The organism is Halomonas heilongjiangensis, from assembly GCF_002879645.1.
GTDB lineage: Bacteria > Pseudomonadota > Gammaproteobacteria > Pseudomonadales > Halomonadaceae > Halomonas > Halomonas heilongjiangensis.
In genome coordinates, this window is sequence record NZ_PNRE01000070.1 from 1 (window position 1) to 19,368 (window position 19,368).

The window sequence follows — 19,368 nt, forward strand, 5'->3', positions numbered from 1 at the left end:
TGCCGCCGACGCCTGTCGGGCACGGGGTCAGACCCCAAAGAAGCGATCCGGACGCCATCATCTTCGAACACGCCGCCATCAGCGACGCCTCCGGGGTCTGACCCCCGGGACGTCGAGGCCGCAGCGGCGAGCCCATGCCACCAACACCTGTCGGGCACGGGGTCAGACTCCAAAGGGGCGACCTCGACGCCATCATCTTCGCCAACGCAGCCTGCCCCCGCCTTACCCCCCTCCTTTCGCAAATACTCAGAATTCTCCTTAGCAACCCGAAGAAAGTTTGATTAGGCTGTAGTGTAAAAGCATGTATCAACCTCATACCTTGGCGTCGCTATACGGCGACACCATATGCAGCCCCTGCCAGGGAAGGCGACACGCACGCCACCATTCCCCTGGCGGTAGCGTACCCGCCAGTCGATCCAGGCCAGCCCCATGGCGACACGGAACCGTAGGAGATCGCTGTAGCGCGCAACTGGCGGAGGCGGCCCACCCTAGATAGAGACAATCATGGTATCGGTGGACGCCGATTTATCAGACGAAGGGCAGAAATCGACCGAGGCTGTGTGAAAACGCACCGGCCGCTACACTTTGCCAAGGTCCGCTGAGGAAATGGCGATGAAGCGATTCGTGGTAGGGGAAGCCCGAGACCAAAGCACGTTGTTCCCCGCGCTTTTGGACGACTTCATCGCAGACGATAACCCGGTCCATGCCATTGAGGCGTTTGTGGAGGGTCTCGATCTCAGAGGGCTTGGTTTTAAAGGTGTCGATCCGCATGCGACAGGTAGGCCTGCCTATCATCCCGCTGTACTCCTGAAGCTCTACATCTACGGCTATCTCAATCGCATCCAGTCGAGTCGCCGCCTAGAGCGCGAGACGCAGCGTAATGTCGAGCTGATGTGGCTGACGGAGCGCCTGACACCGGATTTCAAGACGATCGCAGACTTCCGAAAGGATAACAGCGAGGCCATCCGCCGTGTCTGTCGAGAGTTCATCGTGCTTTGCCGGCGGTTGGATCTGTTCTCACAAGCCATCGTGGCCATCGATGGCAGCAAGTTCAAAGCCGTCAACAACCGCAACCGAAATTTCACGGCGACCAAGATGAAACGTCGCCTTGAGCAGATCGAAGAAAGCTTCAACCGGTACCTTGGTCAGTTTGATGCAGCCGACCGAGATGAGCCTGCTCTGGCCGAGGCCAAGATAGCGCACCTGAAGGAAAAAATCACGAAGCTCCGGGAAGAAACTGCACGATTACAAGAAGTTGAGGAAGAGAGGCTGAAGTCTCCCGATCAGCAAGTATCTTTGACGGATCCGGATGCCAGAGCGATGGCCACCAGTGGCAGAGGTACCGGAAATGTGGGTTACAACGTACAGACTGCGGTCGATAGCCAGCACCATTTGATTGTGGCCCATGAGGTGACCAACGTCGGGCATGACCGGGGGCAGCTCTCTAACATAGCCAAGCAAGCGCGGGAGGCGACTGGCATCAAGGAGCTGAAGGTCGTGGCTGACAGAGGCTACTTCAAGGGCGAGGAGATTCTGGCCTGTCACAAGGAAGGGATCACTACCTATCTCCCCAAGCCGCTGACATCGCCAAGCCAGGCAAAGGGCTTTTTTCCAAGAGACGCATTTCGGTATCTCCCTGAAAGCAATGAATATTCCTGCCCCGCTGGACAGCGACTGACATGGCGGTATGAAACGATAGATAAAGGGATGAAGCTGCATACATACTGGAGTTCGGCATGTGCAAGCTGCTCCATGAAGGAGAAATGCACGACTGGCAAACAGAGGCGTATAAGGCGCTGGGAACACGAAGATATACTCGAAGCTGCGCAGTCACGCCTTGATTGGAATCCAGAAATGATGCGCCTAAGGCGACAAACGGTTGAGCATCCCTTTGGCACGCTGAAGGCGTGGATGGGGGCGACACACTTTACGACCAAACGGCTCAAAAATGTGAGTACCGAAATGAGTCTTCATGTGTTGGCGTACAACCTTAAGCGCGTCATAAAGATATTGGGAGTCAATGGGTTAATGAGGGCTGCGAGGGCGTGACAGCCCTTTTTGTCATATTTTCAAGGGCCATAAGGGCGAGATGTATGCCTTCTGATGGTTTCATGATTTCCAGATCTCACAACAGCATCAGTCGGCAATCATCCAAGCAATAGCTTGTGTGGTCTCAACAGGAAGCTGAGGGGGAAGGTTCTGGAGTCAAACCAGGTTTTTTCTGTTTTCACACGGCCAGGACCCAAAGCGGCCATGCCGGCAAAGGCAGCATGCTCGTTTATTCGGTTATATTATTGAGTGAGTTAGGATGAAAAAAAGAAGGCATCATTATATCTGGAGAAATTATTTGCGAGCATGGTCTGAGAATGAGCAGATATGGTGCTATCGAGAAAATAAAATATTTCCTAGCAACTTGATGAATATCGGACAAGAGCGTGATTTTTACCGATTAAAGGACCTGACGACTCAGGAGATTGAGTTTGTAAAGTTGCTTATACATACAAGCAACTCAGAGATGCTAATAAAGTTGAATCATGGGTGGGTTGAGTTATTTACCACTGTTTTTAAGCTTCGTGAAGCTGTTAATGATTTGGACGTCAGTGATACTGAGCTTGAGAAAGAAATCGAAAACAAAATCATTACCCTGGGGGAAGATTTTCATTCCAAAATTGAATCTAGCGCCATTAAGTTTTTAGACGGAATGTTAACTCAGAACATTGATTTTTTGGACGATGAAGAAAATGTTATTGAGTTCATACACTATCTTTGTGTTCAGTATTTCAGGACAAAAAATGTCAAAGAAAATGTTGCAAGCGCAGTGGCGGAGCTAGATTTTCTTGATATAGATAAAGCATGGAATATATTGAGCCATGTTTTTTCAACCACCCTTGGTTGGAGTATATATGTCGAGCGAGCCTTATGGAATATGGTTATCCTAGAGAATCAGACGAACACTTCATTCCTAACAGGCGATCAACCAATAATCAATACATATGCCGCTTTTGGAAATAAAGTAACAGATCACGATCATTTGGAATTTTATTACCCATTGTCACCAAATAAAGCGTTGCTACTAACAAAAAAACCAGAGTATCAAAGAATGCAGTGCAAGGTTGTCAGTGAAACTGAAGTGTCTCAATATAATGGCTCTATTGTTAATTTAGCATATGAGCAAATATATGCAGCGTCAAAGTTCCAATTAAACGAGTTAGTCTATGCCGATAGATGACGTTCGGCAGATGGAGCTCCCCCCACTGACATGGTGCCGCTGAGCTTCGATTTTATACTAGGGATATTTTAATGGCTGCTTCTGGCCGTTACATGTCGACGCAAGCGGCTATGCTGGAAAAGGCAGCCAGCGTGTTCATCAATGTTAATTAAAAGCCGAGAGGGACAAAATAATGAACAAGAAGACAACGAGCAAAGGCGCATCTAAAAGCGCATCTAAGACACTCACCAGCAAATCCACAGGCAAGTCATCTAAGTCAGCCTCCGGTAGCGCACTCTCTCAGACGGGAACGCCAAAGCGTCAAACCTCTCCCAAGGCCGCTTCCGCTGCGTCAAAGACCCTTCGCGATGGTCGCACTAGCAAGACTTCCAAATCCGCTGCAGGCAGTACATTGGCACAGACGCCAAAGAAGAAAGGAAAATGAATTCAATTAACAAATCGCTCCAACCGAACTCCTTCGGGTCGATTGAGCTCAGCGTTAATTGTCAGCCAAGTAGGTGGCGACGTCATGAAATTATCGAGTAAAAATCATGTAAGAGTTGATGAACTGATTGAGCTTTGTAAAAAATACCAAGGTGAATACATTCCAGGTGATCATGGTTCCGGAAGCTGGGCAACAACATACTCAAATCAATTCATAGAAGCATCTGCTGAAATGTATGCAATATTCAAAAAATCTGGTTCTAACTGGCCGGCTCTCACACTTTCCCAATATTTGAAGAATGCGGGCATTCGCTCTTGCCGTGGCTCAATAATGAATATAGATAAAGTTGAGTATCTATATAACACTCACCTAAAGAGCAAGGTAGAAAAATACAAGTGACTAATGACGAGGAAAATTAACTCGGGCCCGAAAAGGCTGCGCTAGGCTTTTTTCGTCCGGCTGTCTACAATATATTATCAGCTAACGCTGATGGGATGGCTGAGGCAGTTGACGACCCAAATCAGGCATGAAGCATTCCAGTTGGAAATGCCATATCCGAGGGGGTGTTATCGCCAACATGGGGGGCACGCTACGGTCAGCATGTCCTTGTGGCCGAAATGCTAAAAATCTTGGAATAGATATGTTCACCACTGTATATTGGGGCTGACATTTGAATATCTGGGATGAAAATAAACTTATAATATTCATTGCTTTTGTAGTGCCGGGATTTATTGCAATTAAGGCCTATGAACTACTGGCACCTGCTCGGCATGCAGACTCACAAAAGCAAGTTATCGATGCTGTATCATATAGCTGCCTCAACTATGCAATTTTATTCTGGCCTATCAGCCTGATTGAGAATAGCTCAGTTTCCGTGAGTCATCCAAACATTTATTTTTTCTTCTGGCTGTTTGTCCTTTTCCTGGCGCCGGTGTTGTGGGTTTTTGCGTGGAGGCTCTTAAGGCAGTGGAGCTTTGTGCAAAATATTATTCCTCACCCAATACAAAAGCCTTGGGACTTTGTATTTAGCCAGAGGCGCTCCTTTTGGATTATAGTCACCTTAAAGGATGGAGAGAAGGTGGCGGGGAAGTTTGGCCATAAGTCTTTCGCTTCAAGCGCGCCCTCAGAGGAACAAATATACTTGGAAGAAGAGTGGTTGTTGAACAAAGACGGCGGTTTCGAGAGACAGGCTGAGCAATCAGCTGGCATTATCATTCTATCCTCAGAGATACGCTCTGTGGAGTTGTATAATAGTGGAGATTAAAAATATGGTTGACAATAAAAAAGGATATGATCAGCGGGGCTATGTTCCTATCAAGGAAGGTTATCAGCCTCAAAAAGAACCTGCAACGAATGGTCATAAGCCGGAGAAGTCTGAATTGGCGCCCCAAAGCCCTCCTAAGAAGAAATAAGGTTCAGCGCTGGTGGTTTCTGTCCTTCCGTCAGCATTGTATCGCAGGTTTGGGGCATCCGCCTTGGTCGGTATCTGCTACGTGCAATAGCAGCTGCCGAACCTAAGCGGACATGCCGGCAAAGGTGGGATGCGCGTTCGTTCTCGTTATGCGGCACGCACGATGATGTTAAGCATTCTAAGAGAGATGTGAGTAAGCCTATGAGAAAGGAAATCCCAACCCCAGTCATAGCCGTGCTGTCAGAGAACATGCCTGCCATCGAAACACACGCCAGCTTGGATAATCTTTTCTCGTATGCTGAAGCCCCTGGCGAGCCACCCGATGGCTCAAAGCCCGTCAAAGTTCAGGCATGGCTTCGGCGAGTCAATAAAGAGTCTAAGCATCCTTTAGTTGTTTTAGGGCGGATTATTGAGGGTTACATGGAGTTGCCCGATTTGGAGGATGATACATTCTCTTGGCTTGGCGCCCCTGCTGTGGATGTAAAGAAAGAGTTCAAAACAAAGCTAGAAGCCATTCTTTCTCGGTGTAATCTTACGTATCTTTCGGGCGGAATAATTTCCGATGGTAGTTCTGCACCCAGTCGATCGCTGGCCGAACTGATTAAAGGGCGCGATATTCCCTCAATTGATGCAGAGTTTAATAGAGCCCTTTCCAACGTAAACTCTGAACCTAGAGAGGCTGTATCAGCTGCTTGCAACATTCTTGAATCCATCTTCAAGACATATATAGCAGATGAAAAGTTGGAAATGCCTCAAAAACAGGATCTCCAAAATGTATGGAAGATTGTACGTTCTGACCTAGGCTTTGACCCAGGAGCTCTGGAAGATCACGATCTAAAAAAGATTCTTTCTGGCGTATTGTCTGTAGTTGACGGCATTGGAGCGTTTAGAACGCATGCAAGCTCCGCTCATGGCCAAGGGCGAAAAATATATAATCTAAAGCCAAGGCATGCGCGGCTGGCTATCCACTCGGCTCATACTATAGCGTTATTTGTCTTGGAGACTTGGGATGAGAGAAAGAGCCAGAAGTAACGCTAGCAATTGCTGGCACCCAGGAAAATTTTCGCTGCGCTTCAATTTTTCCTGTGCTGCAGACGTTAGGCCTTTAAGGAAGCTATATGAATAAATGGCATGTTAATTTTCATGGTGCTCAGTTCAGAGGAGAAGATTTGTCCGGTTGCTTTGACAGAAATGATATTGGATGCCGCGCTTTCTGATGGTGGCGGCCAGGGCTCCGCCATCCCATAGCAGTCTGCTGAAGCTGACTGAGCCATATGCGTAATCAGAAAATCTATTGTGAGTGCAATTGAAAGACACCATCTGCTCTATGAGAAAATGGTCTAAAACTTATTAGAGGCCTGAATGATCATCGACGATTTTTTGAAGTTTTTGGGTCAGGTTATCGCTTATGGGGGCGGCTCTGCCGTGGTGGCCTACCTATTGTTCCAATACTTTGGAAAAACATGGATAGAAAACAAATTTGCACAGCGTTTGGACCAACTTAGACATCAACAAGCGCTTGAGCTACAAAAACTCAGGGTGGAAATCGACGCAATGCTGAGTGGCGCGCTAAAGCTACAAGAAAAAGAGTTCTTGGTTCTTCCAGAAGCTTGGGGGAAGCTGGACGAAGCTCATGGCCTCGTTGCGTGGTTGGTTTCACCAATGCAGCAGTACGCGGACGTGGATCGCATGAACCCGGTACAGTTAGATGAATTTCTCGCGGGTACCGAATTCACAGAATCCCAAAAGGATGAAGTCCGGAACTCTCACGATAAGGGGAATACGTACCGTGGCATCATCTTCTGGCATCGCCTTCACAAAGTGAAGCAAGCCTTCGGAGACCTACAGTGCTACGTGGCTAAGAATGGAATATTTTTGCCTCCGGAACTCGAAGAAAAATTCTCAAATGTGTCAGATAAGCTGTGGTCTGCTGTTGTTTCAAAGGAGGTGGGCCACGAGGCGAAAGACTGGAAAATGCAAAACGAAGGCTGGAAAAAGATCAAAGAAGAAACCGAACCTCTCTATAAATCCATAAAAAACGATATTCAGGCGAGGCTCCAGTCCCATGGCCGAAAACTATAGGCGTCTAACCACTGGGTTGTGCGGACGCCGGGCATGCCGGATAGCTTGCCATGTATTATCATGTTTCATTGGAGGGTGTCGCACAGTCAGACTATTATATCCGAATATGCTGAAAGTCCGCTCTTGGCCGATTGAAGAATCTTAGCCTATGCTGATGGTGCGGTTGCGCTATTTGGTGACCCAAAGACGACATGCTAACGAAAGCAACAAGCGACTTAAAGTTGATATTCTAGCATGCAGAACAATATCTATTAAAAAGGAATAAAAAATGAGAATACGCATCTTTTTATTTGTAATGGCTGCTATTGCTATATCTGCATGCGCAACTTCCAAAGAGGTGTATCTTGCCGATGGCTCAAAAGGTCACAGCATCAGTTGCGATGGTGCTGTACAAAACTTTGGAAGTTGCTTAGAAAAGGCCGGCGAGCTTTGTGGAGCTAGGGGATATGTTGTGCTTAATCAGAATGGTGAGGCTGTTCCATTCTCCACTGCATCTGGTGGTTACACAGCCTCATCACTTGCTGCCTCCGGTGGTTTTCAAGCACAGTCGGGTACGATCATAACCCGCAGAATTTTCGTTAAGTGCAAGTAAAATCTCCTAACATGGCAACCTGCCTGACCGTGCAAAGTGCGCTAGAGAATATCATAGTTTCGCTCGGCCTCCGATTATCTCAGCCTTATATCAGAGCAGATTGAAAGACCGCATATGGCCGGATGGAGACTTTTGGCTACGTAGATGAGTATGGTCAGAAGCCGACAGAAAGCGGCCTTCCTGAAAAGGTCAGAAACGCAAGAAGGCAGAAAAGGAAATCCTATTGCATTGTCTCGGGTGGGATGGTAAAAAGCTTATATTCTTTTATTCATCCTTAGGTAATGTAGTCCCGTTGCTGTTAGTCGTCGGGGAATGATTTCTACGGAGGTGAATGCGTGACTATTTCGGCCCAGACAGTCTTTTATTTTGTTAGCCCGTTAGTCACGCTGATGGCTGTGTCTGTGGCTTATCTTGCCCTGCTTAAACAATCCCAACCGCACATTCTTGTCCAATACCGACCCAATCCAGGTATCCAGACATTTATCGATTTAGTAATCGAAAATGTTGGTGGTGGTATGGCGAGAGATGTCATCTTCTCACAGCCTTTGCCCGCCCAGTGCTTCGGAATCGAAAGGCCAGAGGCGGATGGCTCGGAAGTCCTCAAAGATGGTTTGCCTGCAATCGCTGCCGGTCAAAGTTTCGTGTTTGATGGTGGCCAATATGGAGGTTTGAAATGCAAGATTGGAGAGAAGATGGAAATTGATATTTCATACAATTTCAAAAGCCCGCTTGGTCTCAATAAGAGGCGGACAGAACGATGTGTCTTGAGCGTTGGGCATCTAGGCAGAATGCCTACACGCACGAGTTCTGAGCAAGCAATCGTTGATGCACTACAAGGGCCGAATGTCACTACTCTTCAGAAGATTGAAAGGGAACTACGAACGATTGGGGCCGCTCTCAATAAAATCGCAGATAATCAGCAACGCTGATGGTGGCGATGATGCCTAATCATAACTTGTAGCTGATTGTCTACTTGATTCGCTCGTGGCGACTGATTAAGCTAGATGATATATCAGGATGGTCTGAACGTCAGTTGTTAGCCGATTTAAGAATTTCAGTCTATTCTGATGAAAGATATTCGGCACCTTACGACCCGAAACTGACATCCCGGCAAAGGCGACATGCGCGGTCATCCGAGTTATACAGAATGCGCGGTGATTGGTGTTAGCGATAAGTATCGACCCATAGGAGGGGTTAAAAATGGGAGAGTGGTCAGACTATTTCGAGGATTTCCCGGAAGAAAATCCCGCAAACTACTTCGGTGGTAGGTTCGACCCAGCTGGTGCAATAAAAGCAAGAGAACTAGAGACACAAGCCTTACAAGCCAATTCTGAAATTAAAAAGATGCTGGCAGATGCATGGAAAGCTGAAAAAGAAAGGTCGTTTCTTGTCGTAGAAATGTGTCCTCAATGTGGGCTGAAAGAACTGAGCACATACAAGATAAAGGGCAAATATTTCCTTTGCGAGTGTCAAGATTGTGGTATTTATGGAAGGGGTAAAAGCCATAGTGAAGCACTGAAGTCCATAGAGGACGCGTATGGTTACGGCCTCGATTGGAGAGATAATCCTGTACCATGGGGCCGCTAACAAGGCCAAGCAGCATTGCGCACTTCGTGCGCTGGACCTCGCTACGCTCGGCCGCTGTTGGCGACGTTTGGCATGAAACTAGGTGGTAGATGTCATGGATCGAATCACATACTACGCCCTTAAACCGTGGCTTCCTGTGCATGCGCCAAGTCCGGTTTTCGAGCAGGACGAAAAGAATGAGCTGTTTATAGGGCCCCATGTCCGACTCGCTGGCCTTCCGGGTATGGCGCACATCGACACGGAACAACTAGCGAATGCGTATGCAGAGGCCGTTAGACCGGTACTCCAGCGACGATATGGAAGCGAGAGCGATGTTCAAGTAATTGCGGTTCAGGCTGGCGGCGAGAAGGCAGTTAAGGATCGGATCCGGCGAGATTCGGCAATCGTACGAAAGCGACTCGCCACTGGAAACATGTCCCCGAACAAGGCGGTGTGAGTGTAGCCAGTGCCCAACAATGCGCTCTAGGCGGCACCTTTACCGCTTCTCGATTCCGACGCGCCTAAGCTTCATCGTTAGAAGGTATTTATGAGTTACGTACTAGCAACCACCCATAGCAAAGTTCAGTGGTACAAATTCAACTTCAATTCTTCACTTAAAGAAGGTGAGTTCGTTCTTCTCAACGAACTCGATTTGCACGAAGTATCATGCTTTGGCGACAAAGAGACCGCTAAGTTAGCTGCTAAAGCACTTGGTTTAAAAACATGGCGCTACGTGAAAATTTAGTTTCTAACCAGTCGCCCAAGTTGACCGTGCCACCCAGGTAATCAAACTACTTGGTTGGGTTTCATATGACGCGTACCTCGCAGATATTCAACTGCTACTGCCATAGGAAACCTAAACTATTCGCTGCAGGCGCGACGGCCCTGACGGGCCGCGGCCTGAGCTCAAACGTTGAATATCAGGAAAGTCTCAAAGTTCGCTCTTGGCCGTAAGGAGCATTTCAGACCATGCTGATTGATTGTAAATGACAGCAGACGACCCTAAGCGGGCCTGCCGGTAGATGCTGCGGGCACATCCATCCGTGTTATGTAGCCGGCACGATGATCGGTGTTATACTGCCGAGCTATACTTAATATTATGGTATTTCAGTAGGTTAGGGCGCAGTCGGCGTGCGGTCTAATCACTGTTAGGCCGCACACTCGCTCCACGACCGACATCAATCTCCAAAGGAAATAGCACCATGGCCAAGTACCTGATCTCCTTTCCCAGCGCTGCGATGGTCGTGCCCGAAGGCGAGTGGGAGGCGGTGGGTCGCGACGCGCACGCCGTGATCGACGAGGCGAAAGCCGCCGGCGTCTACGTCTTCGGCGGCGGCATCGACGAAGGCGTGCCGCCCGTTCTCGTCGGAGCAGACGGAGCAGTCGCCGAGGGCGGCTACCCATGGGCGCCCCCGCTTGACGGCGGCTTCACTGTGCTCGAACTACCCTCACGCGAGGAGGCCGTCGCGTGGGCCGCGCGCATCGCGAAGGCCTGTCGTTGTGACCAAGAGCTACGCGTCTTCGGGTTCGACCCGCAGTCCTGAGGGCGGCATAGAAATGGCGCAGAAAGTGCGGCCTAACAATTCATATATGGACTCCTCCCGCAAGTAGGCAGAGGAAGACTTGTTAATCATCTCTCGCTGAAGGGCTGCTCCTGGCCGGAGAAGGTATAAGTTGGGTAATCGGGGACAGGTTCCCATTTACCCTCGTCAAAGGCGGGCTTTGCTCCCGCCATCACGGCCCCATACAGCGGGACCGCTGATGAAAAGGGGGGAAGGTCCCGTTACAGCGTCTCTTCCAGGAGCATGGCGAGCCGCTTGTGATGCAGGGCGTCGGCGGTCGCGTCGTAGGCGGGGGCGTCCTTGGCCGTGAAGCCGTGGGCTGCACCCTTGTAGAGCTCCGTGGTGAAGTGCACGCCGGCCTTGGCCAGCGCCTCGTCCATGCGGGCGATCTGCTCGGGGGGCAGCAGCTCATCCTTGTCGGCGTGGCCGAGATAGACGCGCCCCTCGATGGTGCCGACCACGTGGACTGGGCTGTACGGGTCGTCGGTGCCCGCCAGCCGGGCCGAGTGAAAGCCGGCCGCGGCGGCAATGCGGTCGGGGTGTTCGGCCGCCATGCGCAGCGCGAAGGCGCCGGTCATGCAGTAACCGACCACGCCTACCTTGCCGTCCGCGAACTCGGCCTCGCCATCGATGCAATCGAGGAGGGCGACGAAATCGCGGGATTGCGCCTCGGGCGTCAGGTGGCCGGCATACTCGAACAGCGTCGGACGCACATCCGGATCGCGGAAGGACTTGCCCTCCGGCACGACGGGGCCACGTGCATTGCGGTAGTAGACGTTGGGCATCAACACGGCATAGCCGTTGTCTGCTATCTGCTGAGCCTTCTCGTGATAGCAGGGGCGCAGGCCGCCGATATCGGTGAACAGCACCACGGCTGGCAGTGGGCCTTCGGCGCTCCCGGGCGTGAAGACATGGGCGTCGATGGTGCCGTCGGCGGCAGGAATGTCGATAGCGCGAGACATGAGCGGGCTCCGGGGTGTCGATGGGGATGGATGTCGTCAGGGACGAATGTCACCCAAGACGCATCTAACCAGAGACAGGCCCTGTTGACGAGGTCGTTACTCTTCCGCCCCGAGGTCATCCGCAGCGCCTGGAGCCCGCCGAGCTAAAGCCGCGGGGCAATGAGGAGTAGACTCCAGTGGCTCGGCAGGCCTCATGGACGAAGCGAGCCCCACCGTAGGAACCCTGCGAAGAATGCACCGTACCTCCACCTAATCAGGGGCTTACCCCACGCATCCCGGCAGGGACACCCGTGGCCTCTTATCGCAAGGAAGGCGATGGCGGTCAGGATGGCCTGGGCTCCGCCCATCTCCTGCAGTTTGCCGGCGGCATCATCCTGGTGGGTATCGATGTAGACAGACACCGCATGCCTGCCATCACACGATGTACTCATTCAGGCCCGCACTGTTGGTAAGGGTGGAATGACATATCAGGCCGTGCTGAAACTCCGGTATTGGTCGTTAAGCGACCTGATCTTGCCCAGCAGCACTGAACAAGTGCCTCTCTTTCCCTATCCAGGTATGCAGCAACGTACCGCTGAGCCAGCGGTGCTATTTCAGTTCAAGGATTCATGAACCGGTGCGGCGCCAGGGCGTCTGCGCCTCTTGATGTCGCGCCATACAACAAGGGAGTGAACAGATGGCTGAGATCGCTTACGCCAAAATCCACCCGTCCATCGGCATCGCCAGGGTCGGCAATTCCAGGCAGACCGACGGTTACTACATCGGCCCCCAGGTCACCGAGCCCCTGCCCAGGGAACCCGGAGCCTACCGAGACGCCACCGGCGCTCTGAAGCGCGAGGTGGCCGAGTTCCGCATCTACGCCTACGACGGCAACGGCAGGGTAGTGCGGGAGCTGACCATGGATCCCGACACCCGGATCACCTGGACGGTGGAGCTGGCCAACCACAAGGCGGCCTGGTACAACTTCGAGCTCGCGCTGGATATCCCGGAAGCGGCGACGGCAACGCCTTCCAAGCGTCGCAATGCCGAGGTGGCACCGCCGGACAGGCACAAGCTGGCCATCACCCCCGGCGCCCGTAGCATCGACACCCCTTCCAGCCTGGGGCCCGAGTTCCGGTTCGACGGCGGCACCTTCATGGACACCGAGGTGCCCCTGGGGGAACTGCGCACCAACACCGCCGGCCGCCTGCAGGTCTTCGGCGGCCATGGGCGTTCCGCCTCCTGCGGGGAGAAGCCCCCCACCACCTTCGCCAACAACGACGGCTGGTATGACGACACCAGCGACGGCCCGGTAACGGCCACGGTGCTGGTGGACGGCCGCTCCATCGCCGTGGCCCCGGCCTGGGTGGTGGTGGCCCCGCCCAATTACGGCCCCCAGCAGAAGGCGGTGCGTACCCTGTACGCACTGATGACGGACCTGGCCATCCAGGCCGGCCAGTTGGCGGCGCCCACCAGGCCCTCCTTCAGCGACGACATACTGCCCATCCTCGAGGCCATGTGCGATCTGCAATGGATGAACGCGGGTTTTGCCGCCGGCTTCGGCTATGGCATGCCCCAGCACTTCCTGGAACCTCGCTATCTCACGCAACTGGCGGAGCCGGGCGCAACCTATGCCGAGCTCAGGCGTACCGTCGCCAACGCCTTCCGCAATCCCCAGGACGGCGACACCTCCATGAAGCCGTGGCCCTGGATCTATGGCGACGCCATGAACGTCCCCATGCCCAGGGTCCCCGACGCCATGAACGCCCTGACCACCACTCAGCTGGCCCTGCTGGAAACGTGGGCAGAAGGGGACTTCGTGGCGGACTACGATCCGCACCGGCAACCGCCGCGCTCCATCGACGAGGTGCCGTTGCAGCAGCAGCCCGCCATGCTGGACCGGGCGGCCCTGGAGTTCTGCATCGCCGATGCCTTCCACCCGGGGTGCGAGATGACCTGGCCGGTCCGCCACAGCACCATGTACATGGAACCCTACCGCTGGCGCCACCGCAGCCCCGAGGATCCCGAGCCGGACTACGGCACCACCCTGACCCCGGCCATGGCGACGTCCTACAACGGCCCCCTGTACGGCCAGTCCCCCGGCTCCATCACCCGTTGGATGGCCATCCCCTGGCAAACCGACACCGCCAGCTGTCGCTCCGGCTACGACACCGAATACGATCCCTACCTGCCCACCTTCTGGCCCGCCCGGGTACCCAACCAGGTGCTGAGCGAAGAGAACTACGGCAAGGTGATGGACCCCTCGCTGCCGAGGGAAGAGCGCCTGGCCGCCTACCATCAGCGCTCCGACTGGGACCGCACCCTGGGCGTCGGCCACCTGAACCAACTGGCGAACATGGTGGCCCATTTCGACCGGATGGGGATCGTGGAGGTGCGGCCAGGCCCCAGCGGGGATCCCGACTTTCCGCCGCTGATGCAGGTCGAGGACAGGGGCGGCCGCGACATGACACCCCAGGAGCGGCACGACACCGACAAGGGCATGCGCGAGCTGTTGATCGCCAAGCGCCGCGGCCGCTGATGGCCGGTGAGCGCCCCTTCGACGTCGTGATCGTCGGCGCCGGGCCCGCGGGCCTGGCCCTCGGCACCCTGCTGCGGCCGCAACGTCGGGTGCTGGTGCTGGAGCGCCGGGCCCGCCCGGCAACAGCGCCGCCGATCGGGGAGTCCCTGCCGGGGGCCGCCGCCGTGCTGCTGCAGCGCCTCGAGCTGCTGGCGACCTTCCAGGACGCGGGGCACCGGGAACGGGGCGCCGCGGTGTCGGTGTGGGACGGCGACAGCCCGGTCTGGCGGGACGCCATCCGCGATCCGGCCGGCCCCGGCTGGTATCTGGACAGGCGGGGATTCGAGCAGATGCTGCGCCGGCGAGCCCTGGATGCCGGGGTGACGTTGCGGGAGGGCTGCAAGCAGGCGGACCTCCGTCACCGTCAGGGCCAGTGGCACCTGGACACGGCACTGGGGCCGTTCCGGGCGCCGGTGCTGGTGGACGCCACGGGCCGCAGCGGTCACCTGGGGCGCCAACTGGGGTTACGGCGCCGCGCCGATGATCCCCTGCTGTGCCTCTATTCTTTTCTGAACCAGGGTATTCTGGACCAGGGTTTTCTGGACCAGGCGCCAGAGAGCCAGGACCGCACCATGCGCATTCAGGCGGATGCCCATGGCTGGTGGTATACGGTGCCCCTGCCCCAGGGGCAGCGGGTGCTGGCCTATCATATGGACGGTGATGATCCGCTGTGTCGTCGGCTGTTGCGCCGCCCCGAGGCCTTTCTGGCCCGGGCCAGGGACCATGCCCTGCTGGCGGAGGTGCTGGAGGGGCTTGCCCCCGCCCGGATACGCGGTCGGCCGGCGGGCACCTCCCTGCTGGAAGTGGAGCAGCTGACGAAGGCGGGGCCGGGCTTCCTGGCCATCGGCGATGCCCTGCTGGCCTTCGACCCGCTGGCGTCACAGGGGCTCTTTCATGCCCTGGCTTCGGCCACCAGTGCGGCCAAGGCCATCGAGTCCGGCCTGCACCAATCCCTCGGCGCCTATCAACAGGAGATGCGGGCGGTCACCCAGCGTTATCTCTGGCACCTCAAGGCCAGCTACCAGGGGCCAAGGCGCTTCGGCCAGGCGGCCTTCTGGCAACGGCGGCAGTGAACGGCCGATTTGGAACCGAGTGGGAGGAGAGACATGATCAGCCTCTTTCGCGGTGTTGAGACTTACCGCCATGGGAAGGCCGTTTGCCGACCCAGAGTAGGCGCCACGGCAAATGCTTCTCCCTCACGACAGGAGTGTTTCCATGAGAAGGCTCATCGTATCTACGTTTGCGTCGCTTGACGGCATCATGCAAGCACCCGGTGGACCGGAAGAAGACCCGACTGGCGGTTTTACCCTTGGCGGTTGGATGTTCGGCTACGCGGACGAAAGCATGGACATCTCAGCATCGGGTTTCGACGGCAAGGATCGCGAGGTGGTGCTCGGGCGCAGGACCTATGAGATATTCGAAGCGTACTGGCCTTATCAGCCGGATGACCATCCGATTGCGAAGACGCTCAATGCAGCGAAAAAGTACGTTGCTTCGCGCACGTTGACGAAGCTCCACTGGAACAACTCGATCCTGCTCCACGGCGATGTCGTCTCGGCAATCATCGCTCTCAAGGCCCAACCGGGTGCCGACCTGCAGGTGATTGGCAGCGGCAATTTGATTCAAACGCTCCAGGCCGCCTCACTGATAGACGAGTACAACGTGTGGACTTTTCCAGTGGTGCTTGGGCGGGGCAAGCGCCTCTTCAGCGAGACCGTCAAGCCATCGGCGCTGCGGCTCGTTCGCTCTCAGGTTTCGACCACTGGCGTTGTGATGAATACCTATGTACCAGGTGGCGATATCCAGCCCGGTTCGTTCCCGAGTGCCGAGCCGAGCGAGAAGGAGTTGGTTCGACGCAAAAAAATGACGAATGGGATGTGGTGATGTGAAGATGACTGTGCGCGCTCACAAACGTTAACTGCAAGTAGGTTAGGAGTCTGTGTGGATAACAAAAGCTGGGTGTTGGAAGACGCTCAAAAGATTGCAGACGAATTTCCTTACACGTTCTACAAGCCGTCAAAGGAAGTCGTTTCGAACCTTCAGCCAGGAAATCAGGCCAAACTGATTTTTCAGTTTGAATCTGATGATCCCGAGGCGCCTCGGGCCGAAAGAATGTGGGTGGAAATTGCAGAAGTTACAGAGCACGGGCTCCGCGGTTTTCTGGATAATCAGCCAGTTTACATAAAGGACTTGCACCACCGAGATCCCGTTGAATTCCAAGAGTGCCATATCATTGACACGGATTTGGATGACCCCGTGCCATCGATCACGGAAAAGTATATCAAGCGCTGCTTTGTCACCAACAATATTCTCTACGAAGGTCAGTCGGTGGGTTACTTGTATCGTGAAGAACCCGACTATGATGATGATAGTGGCTGGAGGTTCACCACAGGCACCGAGACCGATGAATACATGGACGATTCGAATAACTCTTCTTACGTTTCGCTGGGTGCCGTACTCTGTATCGATGACAGCTTTATACAGCTTCTTGAACGTGAACCTGGCGTGGCCTTCGTTAAAGACGAAGGGGGTAACTTCGTTGAGGTATAGTAAGCAGATAACCAATCGTTCAACCGGACGTCCGCTGCTGCACAGTGAAGTTTGATACTTGGCACATGCGCCTTCACGCGCCTACCAACGTGAGGTCAACCAGGACCGCATCATGAATGAATCCTTTGTCCCACGCGTCGGCGGAATCCTCAGCGCCGACATCGCCGTTCCCGAACACGAGCGAGAGGTGCGCTTCTACTCGCGTGTGCTCAGCACGGGTGAGAATCCGCTTTGGCGGGAGAAAACGCTGATGAACAACTTGGGCATGCCTATCATCGGCTTGGGCGCGCGCACCGCGGAATATTCTCACCTTCCGCTCCAATGGATGCCGCACATTCAGGTCGCCGATGTCGCAGCCAGTGTGCAGCGTGCGCTCGAGCTGGGCGGAAGCGAGCTGATGCATGCCAAAGACGATAATGGAACGAGTCAGTGGGCGGTGCTGCTCGATCCGAATGGGGCGGCGTTCGGGATCATCCCAACCGTCCCGGCGGAGGCGATCCCGCCAAGTGACGACCCCGAATCGGGCGACGCGGCGGCGCCTGTGGGTCGCATCTCCTGGCTCGACCTGACGGTCTCCGACGCCTCTGCAACCCGCGACTTCTATCGGCAGGTCGTCGAGTGGTCGGTGCAGGAGGTCGAGATGGAGGACGCGGGCGCGCGCTACGCGGACTATAACATGCTCGCCGATGATGGAAATCCGGTGGCGGGAGTCTGCCATGCGCGCGGCGTGAACCTGGGTCTGCCGCCTGTCTGGATGATCTACCTCCCCGTGAACGACCTCGCCGAAAGCCTCCGTCGCGTACAGGAGGAAGGGGGCAAGATCATCAAGACGACGTGGGGGGACGATGGGGAGTACGCATATGCGGTGGTTCAGGATCCGGTGGGGACGTACCTGGCGTTGATGCCGGGGTAAAGTAAGGTGCAGCGGCCTGACGCCAGTGTGTTGGCTGAGATTGCGCCGGGCGAAAAGTGATACTATAGTATCACTTGCGAATTGATTCAGGGTCGTATTCATGAAAGTTGAGCTTGTTACAAACCTCAAGCGGCAGGCCACCAAAATCCTGGCGGATCTGCACTCGTCGAAAGAACCGGTGTTGATTACGGAGCATGGTAGGCCATCGGCGTATCTCGTCGATGTTCAGGACTATGAATTCATGCAGCGCCGGCTCGAGTTGCTGGAAGGTCTTTCACGGGGAGAGCGGGCTGTACTCGAAGGAAGGACGTACAGCCAAACAGAGGCCAGGGAGAAGATGCGTAAATGGCTGAAGTAGTCTGGACGGAGCCAGCTCTTCAAGAACTGGATGCTGTTGCCGAGTACATAGCTCTGGATAATCCAGTTGCCGCAAGCCGCCTGGTCGAGCAGGTTTTCGACAAAACGGATCGACTGGAAGACTTTCCCCAATCCGGTCGCGTTCCTCCCGAGCTTCCCAATTCCATATACAGAGAAGTGCTGATGCCGCCTTGCCGCATTTTTTGCCGGGAAGATGAGAATCTGGTGATTATACTCTACGTCATGAGAGAGGAGCGGCAGCTACGTGCTTTCATGTTGGAGAGCAGCTAACCAACCGCGGCACACGGATGCTTTCGACTCCGTTTCGCTGCGTCAAAGGCACCAGTGCGCTTTGCGTGTTTGAGTAATCTCGCATGGATCATGCTGCCGATGCGATCTGGAGAAGCTAATGGATCAGCTGATACGCAAGGCAACGCCGGAAGATAGTTCAGAATTGGCTGAACTAATGAATCTCGCCGGTGAGGGGATCCCAGCCTATCTGTGGGGGGAGCAGGTAGCGCCGGGCGAGGATGTCATGGAGTTTGGTGCTCGCCGTGTTGCGAGAACCGAAGGGGGCTTCAGTTATACGAATGCCCATGTCGCGACGATCCAAGGCGTCATCGCCGGCATGTTGCTCTCCTATCGGCTGCCGGACCCGTATGAGATCGGATCATTAGAAGCAATCCCACCGGTGGTCCGCCCGCTCATGCAGTTAGAGGCCTTGGTTCCTGGCTCATGGTACGTAAATGCCATTGCGACGGACTCGGCTTATCGTGGCCAAGGTGTGGGAAGCCGCCTAATGCAGCTCGCAGAGCAACTGGCTGCGGATTCTGGTGCAGAAGCTCTTTCCTTGATTGTGGCAGAAGATAACATTCAAGCGCGGGCACTCTACGAAAGATTGGGCTATCAAAGGGTAGCCCGGCGCGCGATTATTCAATTTCCGTGCTGCCCACACGCCGGCGATTGGGTATTGATGAAAAAAGAAGTGAAAAGATGAGGCTTCATGCAGCAAATAATCCAATGCCCTTTGTGATTTATGATGTTGAACCTTCCTCTTAGCTATTCATCTGGTTGCATATGGCGCACCGTGTCAGTCTTTGCCTCCTGAGCCTGTCAGAGGTTCGTCCATATAGCTATGAGCAGGGAGAGGCTGTGAGCAGGGA

At 54.3% G+C, this 19,368-nt stretch carries 20 protein-coding genes; 19 read left to right on the forward strand and 1 reads right to left on the reverse strand.

What is annotated here, in order from left to right; translation table 11 throughout:
* The first annotated feature begins 612 nt into the window (after positions 1-612).
* The 11 genes from C1H66_RS15690 to C1H66_RS15740 all read left to right on the forward strand — a co-directional run bounded on the left by C1H66_RS15690 (position 613) and on the right by C1H66_RS15740 (position 10,848).
* Positions 613-2,049, forward strand: coding sequence for an IS1182 family transposase (locus tag C1H66_RS15690; RefSeq protein ID WP_102628823.1), 1,437 nt, complete (start codon positions 613-615; stop codon positions 2,047-2,049).
* A gap of 259 nt (positions 2,050-2,308) precedes the next feature.
* On the forward strand, positions 2,309-3,229 hold the full coding sequence (locus tag C1H66_RS15695; protein ID WP_102628824.1) for a DUF4238 domain-containing protein: 921 nt from the start codon (positions 2,309-2,311) through the stop codon (positions 3,227-3,229).
* A gap of 508 nt (positions 3,230-3,737) precedes the next feature.
* Positions 3,738-4,052 carry a hypothetical protein gene (locus C1H66_RS22650; protein ID WP_146010737.1) on the forward strand — a complete coding sequence of 105 codons (315 nt, stop codon included), beginning with the start codon at positions 3,738-3,740 and terminating at the stop codon, positions 4,050-4,052.
* 271 nt (positions 4,053-4,323) lie between these two features.
* Positions 4,324-4,917: a DUF6338 family protein gene (locus tag C1H66_RS15705; protein WP_102628826.1), complete on the forward strand. Its 594-nt coding sequence runs from the start codon at positions 4,324-4,326 to the stop codon at positions 4,915-4,917.
* 4 nt (positions 4,918-4,921) lie between these two features.
* Positions 4,922-5,065: a hypothetical protein gene (locus tag C1H66_RS22940; RefSeq protein ID WP_170064168.1), complete on the forward strand. Its 144-nt coding sequence runs from the start codon at positions 4,922-4,924 to the stop codon at positions 5,063-5,065.
* 200 nt (positions 5,066-5,265) lie between these two features.
* A complete protein-coding gene (locus tag C1H66_RS15710; RefSeq protein ID WP_102628827.1) occupies positions 5,266-6,096 on the forward strand; it encodes an abortive infection family protein in 831 nt (276 codons plus the stop codon).
* Between the two features lie 330 nt (positions 6,097-6,426).
* A complete protein-coding gene (locus C1H66_RS15715; RefSeq protein ID WP_102628828.1) occupies positions 6,427-7,146 on the forward strand; it encodes a hypothetical protein in 720 nt (239 codons plus the stop codon).
* 268 nt (positions 7,147-7,414) lie between these two features.
* Positions 7,415-7,738, forward strand: coding sequence for a hypothetical protein (locus C1H66_RS15720; protein ID WP_102628829.1), 324 nt, complete (start codon positions 7,415-7,417; stop codon positions 7,736-7,738).
* A 335-nt stretch (positions 7,739-8,073) separates the two neighbouring features.
* Entirely contained in the window at positions 8,074-8,667 is a 594-nt protein-coding gene (locus C1H66_RS22655) for a hypothetical protein (RefSeq protein WP_146010738.1), read from the forward strand.
* A gap of 271 nt (positions 8,668-8,938) precedes the next feature.
* Positions 8,939-9,325, forward strand: a complete 387-nt coding sequence (locus tag C1H66_RS15725) for a hypothetical protein (RefSeq protein ID WP_102628830.1) — start codon at positions 8,939-8,941, stop codon at positions 9,323-9,325.
* Positions 9,326-10,506: 1,181 nt separating this feature from the next.
* A complete protein-coding gene (locus tag C1H66_RS15740) occupies positions 10,507-10,848 on the forward strand; it encodes a YciI family protein (protein WP_102628833.1) in 342 nt (113 codons plus the stop codon).
* 239 nt (positions 10,849-11,087) lie between these two features.
* Here C1H66_RS15740 and C1H66_RS15745 read toward each other — a convergent pair whose 3' ends face one another.
* Positions 11,088-11,828 (reverse strand): dienelactone hydrolase family protein, encoded by a 741-nt coding sequence (locus tag C1H66_RS15745; protein ID WP_102628834.1) that lies wholly within the window; start codon positions 11,826-11,828, stop codon positions 11,088-11,090.
* Between the two features lie 676 nt (positions 11,829-12,504).
* On the opposite strand from C1H66_RS15745, the gene C1H66_RS15755 reads away from it, so the two are divergent.
* From C1H66_RS15755 to C1H66_RS15795, 8 genes are all read left to right on the forward strand, one after another.
* The gene (locus C1H66_RS15755) at positions 12,505-14,346 is read left to right on the forward strand and encodes a LodA/GoxA family CTQ-dependent oxidase (protein WP_102628836.1); all 1,842 of its coding nucleotides are present in this window, start codon (positions 12,505-12,507) and stop codon (positions 14,344-14,346) included.
* A complete protein-coding gene (locus C1H66_RS15760; RefSeq protein WP_102628837.1) occupies positions 14,346-15,458 on the forward strand; it encodes an NAD(P)/FAD-dependent oxidoreductase in 1,113 nt (370 codons plus the stop codon). Before C1H66_RS15755 ends, C1H66_RS15760 begins: the two co-directional genes overlap by 1 nt.
* 142 nt (positions 15,459-15,600) lie before the next feature.
* Positions 15,601-16,269 (forward strand): dihydrofolate reductase family protein, encoded by a 669-nt coding sequence (locus C1H66_RS15765; RefSeq protein ID WP_102628838.1) that lies wholly within the window; start codon positions 15,601-15,603, stop codon positions 16,267-16,269.
* Between the two features lie 57 nt (positions 16,270-16,326).
* On the forward strand, positions 16,327-16,935 hold the full coding sequence (locus C1H66_RS15770) for an immunity protein Imm33 domain-containing protein (RefSeq protein ID WP_102628839.1): 609 nt from the start codon (positions 16,327-16,329) through the stop codon (positions 16,933-16,935).
* Between the two features lie 112 nt (positions 16,936-17,047).
* Positions 17,048-17,848 (forward strand): VOC family protein, encoded by an 801-nt coding sequence (locus C1H66_RS23070; RefSeq protein WP_146010739.1) that lies wholly within the window; start codon positions 17,048-17,050, stop codon positions 17,846-17,848.
* A gap of 100 nt (positions 17,849-17,948) precedes the next feature.
* Entirely contained in the window at positions 17,949-18,206 is a 258-nt protein-coding gene (locus C1H66_RS15785) for a type II toxin-antitoxin system Phd/YefM family antitoxin (RefSeq protein ID WP_102628842.1), read from the forward strand.
* Positions 18,194-18,496: a type II toxin-antitoxin system RelE/ParE family toxin gene (locus C1H66_RS15790; RefSeq protein WP_102628864.1), complete on the forward strand. Its 303-nt coding sequence runs from the start codon at positions 18,194-18,196 to the stop codon at positions 18,494-18,496. The genes C1H66_RS15785 and C1H66_RS15790 overlap by 13 nt, the downstream gene beginning before the upstream one ends.
* A gap of 118 nt (positions 18,497-18,614) precedes the next feature.
* Entirely contained in the window at positions 18,615-19,202 is a 588-nt protein-coding gene (locus tag C1H66_RS15795; RefSeq protein ID WP_102628843.1) for a GNAT family N-acetyltransferase, read from the forward strand.
* Positions 19,203-19,368: the final 166 nt, after the last annotated feature.

Excerpts from the sequence above, each read along its gene's own strand:
- C1H66_RS15690 (WP_102628823.1), top strand. The coding sequence starts at position 613 with ATGAAGCGATTCGTGGTAGGGGAAGCCCGAGACCAAAGCACGTTGTTC.
- C1H66_RS15695 (WP_102628824.1), top strand. The coding sequence starts at position 2,309 with ATGAAAAAAAGAAGGCATCATTATATCTGGAGAAATTATTTGCGAGCA.
- C1H66_RS22650 (WP_146010737.1), top strand. The coding sequence starts at position 3,738 with ATGAAATTATCGAGTAAAAATCATGTAAGAGTTGATGAACTGATTGAG.
- C1H66_RS22940 (WP_170064168.1), top strand. The coding sequence starts at position 4,922 with ATGGTTGACAATAAAAAAGGATATGATCAGCGGGGCTATGTTCCTATC.
- C1H66_RS15710 (WP_102628827.1), top strand. The coding sequence starts at position 5,266 with ATGAGAAAGGAAATCCCAACCCCAGTCATAGCCGTGCTGTCAGAGAAC.
- C1H66_RS15715 (WP_102628828.1), top strand. The coding sequence starts at position 6,427 with ATGATCATCGACGATTTTTTGAAGTTTTTGGGTCAGGTTATCGCTTAT.
- C1H66_RS15720 (WP_102628829.1), top strand. The coding sequence starts at position 7,415 with ATGAGAATACGCATCTTTTTATTTGTAATGGCTGCTATTGCTATATCT.
- C1H66_RS15725 (WP_102628830.1), top strand. The coding sequence starts at position 8,939 with ATGGGAGAGTGGTCAGACTATTTCGAGGATTTCCCGGAAGAAAATCCC.
- C1H66_RS15740 (WP_102628833.1), top strand. The coding sequence starts at position 10,507 with ATGGCCAAGTACCTGATCTCCTTTCCCAGCGCTGCGATGGTCGTGCCC.
- C1H66_RS15745 (WP_102628834.1), bottom strand. The coding sequence starts at position 11,828 with ATGTCTCGCGCTATCGACATTCCTGCCGCCGACGGCACCATCGACGCC.
- C1H66_RS15755 (WP_102628836.1), top strand. The coding sequence starts at position 12,505 with ATGGCTGAGATCGCTTACGCCAAAATCCACCCGTCCATCGGCATCGCC.
- C1H66_RS15760 (WP_102628837.1), top strand. The coding sequence starts at position 14,346 with ATGGCCGGTGAGCGCCCCTTCGACGTCGTGATCGTCGGCGCCGGGCCC.
- C1H66_RS15765 (WP_102628838.1), top strand. The coding sequence starts at position 15,601 with ATGAGAAGGCTCATCGTATCTACGTTTGCGTCGCTTGACGGCATCATG.
- C1H66_RS23070 (WP_146010739.1), top strand. The coding sequence starts at position 17,048 with ATGAATGAATCCTTTGTCCCACGCGTCGGCGGAATCCTCAGCGCCGAC.
- C1H66_RS15785 (WP_102628842.1), top strand. The coding sequence starts at position 17,949 with ATGAAAGTTGAGCTTGTTACAAACCTCAAGCGGCAGGCCACCAAAATC.
- C1H66_RS15790 (WP_102628864.1), top strand. The coding sequence starts at position 18,194 with ATGGCTGAAGTAGTCTGGACGGAGCCAGCTCTTCAAGAACTGGATGCT.
- C1H66_RS15795 (WP_102628843.1), top strand. The coding sequence starts at position 18,615 with ATGGATCAGCTGATACGCAAGGCAACGCCGGAAGATAGTTCAGAATTG.